This window comes from Pseudoalteromonas sp. SG45-5 (genome assembly GCF_014164085.1).
GTDB classification, from domain to species: Bacteria; Pseudomonadota; Gammaproteobacteria; order Enterobacterales; family Alteromonadaceae; genus Pseudoalteromonas; species Pseudoalteromonas aliena.
The window spans coordinates 1-5,967 of record NZ_JACJEM010000101.1; the positions used below are offsets into that span (position 1 = coordinate 1).

At 36.3% G+C, this 5,967-nt stretch carries 4 protein-coding genes; 3 read left to right on the forward strand and 1 reads right to left on the reverse strand.

The window, feature by feature from the left end; all coding sequences use genetic code 11:
- The first annotated feature begins 139 nt into the window (after positions 1-139).
- Both H5119_RS19635 and H5119_RS19640 read left to right on the forward strand, forming a co-directional pair.
- Positions 140-1,570, forward strand: a complete 1,431-nt coding sequence (locus H5119_RS19635; protein ID WP_182703432.1) for an MBL fold metallo-hydrolase — start codon at positions 140-142, stop codon at positions 1,568-1,570.
- Between the two features lie 970 nt (positions 1,571-2,540).
- Positions 2,541-3,620: a methyl-accepting chemotaxis protein gene (locus H5119_RS19640; RefSeq protein ID WP_138586111.1), complete on the forward strand. Its 1,080-nt coding sequence runs from the start codon at positions 2,541-2,543 to the stop codon at positions 3,618-3,620.
- A 7-nt stretch (positions 3,621-3,627) separates the two neighbouring features.
- On the opposite strand, the gene H5119_RS19645 is transcribed toward H5119_RS19640, so the two are convergent.
- Positions 3,628-4,545 (reverse strand): LysR family transcriptional regulator, encoded by a 918-nt coding sequence (locus H5119_RS19645; RefSeq protein WP_208611577.1) that lies wholly within the window; start codon positions 4,543-4,545, stop codon positions 3,628-3,630.
- 113 nt (positions 4,546-4,658) lie between these two features.
- On the opposite strand from H5119_RS19645, the gene H5119_RS19650 reads away from it, so the two are divergent.
- The gene (locus tag H5119_RS19650) at positions 4,659-5,798 is read left to right on the forward strand and encodes an alkene reductase (protein WP_182703433.1); all 1,140 of its coding nucleotides are present in this window, start codon (positions 4,659-4,661) and stop codon (positions 5,796-5,798) included.
- Positions 5,799-5,967: the final 169 nt, after the last annotated feature.

The window sequence follows — 5,967 nt, forward strand, 5'->3', positions numbered from 1 at the left end:
CACAACTTATCAGTGAGCATTAATCGGGGCATGGTAATCTCGTAAGGTTTGTTTTTGGCGAAGTAAATTATACGAGATTACCGCTTACGCACAAAATTCAAACAAAGATCAACAGCCCCTAGATATAAGGGATTATTCAGTGAGAAAGTACATAAAAAGTGTCATTTTTTTATTTCTTGCAGTTACAAAACTTGCATGCGCAAGTGAAGCTACAACTTTCATTAATACGCTAAAAACTCACTATCAAAATACATCTTCTATAAAAGTATTTTCTTTAACTCATAGCTATCTAGGGCGAAGTGACCCATTCCAGTCTTGGGACTTTCAAGCACCCACTCGATATAAGGCTTTTAAGGTTACGGATATTGATATTAATAATCAGCATTACTATCAAAATGTAGTTCATCTCTTTACTGGCGGCTTATATTTTGACGAAGTACATTTCCAAAATAGTAAAGAAAGTTTGCGTTATGAGCGCAATGGAATTTCTTTAGGAAAAAGTGTAATTAAACAAAACATGAATAGCTTTAACCGTTATAAAAACCTAACTTTAATGAATTTAGACTTCTTTGCTATCATGCCATTAATTAGCGAAACGAATATCGAAGAAAAAATAGAATTTCAACAAGGCTCCCCATCTGGAAAAGTAACATTAACTCATCAAACATCCGAAAAAATAACAATAGAATATGTATTTAACACTAAGCCTTTACAGTTAATATCAATCAACAATAAAAATAGAAAACGAATCTATCTATACGATGATTATAGATATTCTAATGGTTACTATTTCGCCCACTCTCTCATTAAGAAATACAATGGGGATACTACACCTAGCTTTATAACAAGAATTGAAAATTTTGAAAAGATAGAACTAATTGAAACAGAAAAGCTAAGGCTTCCAAGTGATTACTACAAAAGTGTATCAGATAATAGCTCAGCTTTAACAACAACATCTATAACCAAAAACCTTTACCTTGTTACAGACGGTTCAGCTTTAAGAAATATACTGTTTAAAATAAATAATAATGATATTACAGTGTTTGGTGCATCAAAAAATAGTAAATCGTCAAATCAAGTTATCGACACAATTAAGCAACGATTCCCAGATAAAAAAATTACTGCGGTCTTTGTTACTCATCCATATAGCGACCATATTTTAGGCCTTCTACCCTTTGTAGAACAAGGTGCCAAGATTTATGCAGACGCTTATACTGTCAAAGCAATAAAGGCTTTTCCTCGATTTAATGACAAAATACATAAATTCAACTTTGAAGAGATTAAAAATAGACAGGTTATTAATAATGTACGCTTTTATGTTTTAGAAAATGCGCGTTCAAAACGCCAAAGCTTCGCTTATTTTGAGCAAGATGGCATCGTATATCAAACTGATTTTTTAGAAGTCGCTTTTGATAACACCATTGCTAATATACTGCCAAGTTACAGTAAACAATTTATAGAGTTTTTGAGAAGTGAAAAATTGAAAGTTAATCGCATTGTGGGTTTTCATCGAAATAATAATATATCGCCTGAAGTTATGGATAGGTCTTATCAAACCAATACTATCTAATGGAGATGAAAAAAGTAATGGAGATGAAAAAAAATCCCTTACAGTTGCTTAAACGTAAAAATAAAAGTGGGTCATCACCACGCGATTATAGCTAAGTTATTTTTCGCTAAGCAAGGCTTTCAATGTCTGCTGTTGGCACAGAACCGCCCGTCGACACTAACTCATAATTGTCCAAAAACGAGTTTACCCGACCGTCCGCTCCTCGCTCAAAGCTGTCTATTTTTGATTATTACCTTACTCCTCTTGCTGGCCGTTAAATAGGCTATGCAAAAAAACTCTAATCTTTATTATTCGCCTACAAAAGAAACAAGGGGGACTTCCACGGAATACCTAATAAATAAGACTAGAGAGGCAGTGTAGCGTTAGCCTTAAACGTGTCAGTTACCCACTGAGTAAGCTTTTTATCGTTTTTTTGCGTTTTTTAACCCACATAGCTTTCGCTGTTGGGTTAATGCGGCAGATTAGCGTTCTGATTGCCTTTATTTGCATGTGCCATAGTCCTATCACCTCAAAAACGATTATGGCGAGTACCACGTCACTAGCGCCATATTTTAGTAAAAATATGTCAACTTATACTGCAAACAACAATTATTTATAAATCGAATTTTAAATAATTCGCTTTAATTTAACCTGAACTCTGGTTAATTACCCCCTATCAACTAACATCAGTCGCTATTTTTATATCTAAATAACCTGAACTCTGGATAATAAATCCATCTCGAGCAGCTATTTTCAGCGCTAACTGCGTTAAATTTACTTGCAATAGGCCCGCTATTTACGCGTAAATTCGCCTTGTTTTCACTGAAAATCTCTGGCTAGAGAAAATAAATTTAAATATCTCAATAATTCAATACGTTAGTAAATCTATTAACCAGAGATCAGGTTAAATAGTAAAAATATATGCTCATTAAAAATTAACCTCTATAATGAAAAGGATAAGTAAATATTTAATTAAAATTAGGGTTTAAAAATGTTTGTTTTAAGTAAAACGTATTCATCAGTTAAAAATAAAAATGACGAATTAAAAGAAGAAATTGAGTCTTTACGTACCAAAAACACCTCTTTAATGAATGAAAATAATTTATTAAAGAAAGAGCTAAACAGCCCTATCAATACTCCAGAACAAGAGTTCACGCACTCTTTACTTTGCAGTTCAATCAATGGTGTGAGCCAGATTGAAGATATAAGACAAACTGTTCTTGGCTCTTATTCTAAAATAGATGAAGAAAATAAAGTAAGTGATAAGATTAACTCCCTCCTTGAAAAATCTAATGGCTCACTAAACCATATTGTCAAAGAAATGGATTTGATGACCAATAAAATGGGCAGTATGACTGAGAATATTTCTGGCTTAGCAAGTATGGCCGGAACAATTAGTACGTTTGTTTCGACAATCAGTAAAATTTCAGATCAAACAAACTTACTTGCACTTAATGCCGCAATTGAGGCTGCTCGTGCTGGCGAAGCCGGTAGAGGATTCAGCGTGGTTGCAGACGAAGTAAGGGTGTTGGCTACAAATACCAATAAATCAGCGCAAGAAGTTGCTGATTTAGTGAACGAAATTATTAATAAAACCAATGAAACGGTTGTATCTGTAGAAGGCATAAAAGAAAACAGCTCACATTTAAGCACTAATTTTGGATCTCTGAACAATGATTACTCAGCGATTATCGAATTTTGTAACAATATGAAAAATACAATTTCTCAAGCTGCCACGCTATCGTTCATACAAACGGTTAAACTTGATCATATTGTTTGGAAAGGTGACGTTTATGCCGTTGCAAATGGGCAAAGTAATAAGTCTGTTGATGACTTTAGCGATCATAAAATGTGTCGACTTGGTAAATGGTATAACTCAGAACAATCAGCTGGATTTAAAAATTCAAATGCATTTAAGCAGTTAGAATCCCCACATAGCGAAGTGCATAAAAATGGAGTTGAAGCATTACGACTGATTAAAAATGGCGATAAAGCGACTGCTATTAAACACATACATAAAATGGAAGCCGCCAGTGAGCGTGTAATGCATTTACTTGATGAAATTGGCTAGCTTTTTATTAAAAACTTTGCAACTGCTCTATTAACCAACGGTGTATTGGGCTGTTGTTAGTTCGAGGATGCCACGCTGCTATTACTTTAAAAGTAGGTGGTAGCGCCTCAATATCTAACTGTTTAACCTTACTATTTGGCAAGAGTCTTGAAGGATAAAATGCCAGCATATCAGTAGTGTGAAGAATGTCGGGAACCGCTGAAAAACTGGGTACCGACATAACTATGTTTCGCTTTAACCCTTTATTAGCAAACCATTGATCGTGCGAACCTCGTAAGTTAGCGCGCGAAGGCGATACCACCAGCTGTGGATGCGCTGCAATTTTCGCAAGTGTTAGTTGCTCTTCCCCTAGATCATTTTTACAACCAGTAATACACAAGTGCTGCTCTTCAAGTAAAGTTACATACGCTAAATTATCTGGAATAAATTCAGGAAAACTGATGAGCAAATCAAGCTCGCCTGCTGTTATTAGCTGATTAACATTATCAGATGCAAAGTCTCGAACAATAAGCTTTAAACCAGGTGCCTCACGTCTTGTTATATTAAAAAGCTGAGGAAGTAGTGCTTGAGTGGCATAATCGGTAGCACTAATAGTAAACACACCTTTGTACGTTTGTGGTGTAAATAATTCAGGCTCTAATAGGGTTTCTAACTGTTTTAATATATGAATGATAGGTTGCTGCATTGAGAGAGCTTTAGGTGTCGGCACCATGCTATTGCCTTGGCGTATAAACAAGCGATCATCAAATAAGTCTCGTAATTTACGCAACTGCTCACTTATAGCTTGCTGAGTTAAACCCATTTTACGTGCTACTTGCGAAAGGTTTTTTAAATCCAGTAATGCGTTAAGCACTCTGAGCTGTTTAATATCGAGCCGACTAATACCATTCATAATTGTATCTAAAACAAAAAGGTGTTGTTTCAAATTGTATCTTTAAAACTCTAAACTTACCAACATTGCTTAAACAGCTAAGCATCAAAATATTTTGCCTTGTAAATTATAGTAAGCCACTAAGTTTGCTTTAAGAGAGAGTTTTAATGAACAACCCTATTTCAGATACCAGTACGTTATTTTCATCAGTAGAACTTGGCCCTTTCACGCTTAAAAACCGTATTGTAATGCCTCCACTGACACGTTCTCGAAGTACTCAGCCAGGTAATATTCCTAACGATTTAATGGCCAGCTATTATGCACAACGTACTTCAGCAGGCTTTATGGTTACTGAAGGCACCCAAATAGAACCAAGAGGTCAAGGTTATGCATGGACGCCAGGCATACATTCACAAGCACAAATTGAAGGCTGGAAAAAAGTAACGCAAGCCGTACATGCAAAAGGCGGCATTATTTTTGCTCAGCTTTGGCATGTAGGCCGCGTTTCACATACCACGTTGCAACCTAATGCAGATAAACCTGTGGGTCCTTCAAATATTACTGCAGACAACGTAAAAGTATTTATTGAAACGGCACCTGGTGAGGGCGCATTAGCCGATCCAAGTGAACCTCGCGCATTAAGTACTGCTGAGGTAGGTGAGCTTGTAAATATGTACGCTCAAGCAGCACGTAATGCGCTTGAAGCCGGTTTTGATGGTGTTGAACTACATTGCGCTAACGGGTATTTAGTTAACCAATTTATTTCTGAACACACCAACAACCGTGATGATCAATATGGTGGAACGCTTACTAACCGTTTACGCTTTTTAAAAGAGATTGTTGCAGCAGTTAGTGACGTAGTTGGCGCTGATCGTTTGGGTGTGCGTTTTGCCCCATTATTTGCAAGTACAGATGAAGACCGTGTGTATTTAGGACTTGTAGAATCAGACCCTCATCACACCTACGTAGAAGCCGTAAAAGTGCTTGAACAAGCTGGTATTGCTTACTTATCAATTGCTGAAGCTGATTGGGATAACGCCCCCGATTTGCCAGATCAATTTTATAAAGCCGTTAGAGCTGAGTTTTCTGGGCGAATTATTTATGCTGGTAAATACACCGTCGAAAAAGCAATTCGTATTTTAGGCGAAGGCTACGGTGATTTATTTGCATTTGGCCGCCCATTTATAGCTAACCCTGATTTACCAGAGCGTATTGCTAATAATTGGCCTCTTAACGAAGCCGATGCGGCCACTATGTATGGTGGCACAGAGCTTGGGTATAGCGATTATCCGTTCTACGAAAAATAGTTAATTTAATTAACCTGAACTCTGGTTAAGAGATTTACTAACATATTGAATTATTTTGATATTTAAATTTATTTTCTCTAGCCAGAGATTTTCAGTGAAAGCAAGGCGAATTTACGCGTCAATAGCTGGCCTATTGCAAGTAAATTCAACGCAGTTAGCGCTGAAAATA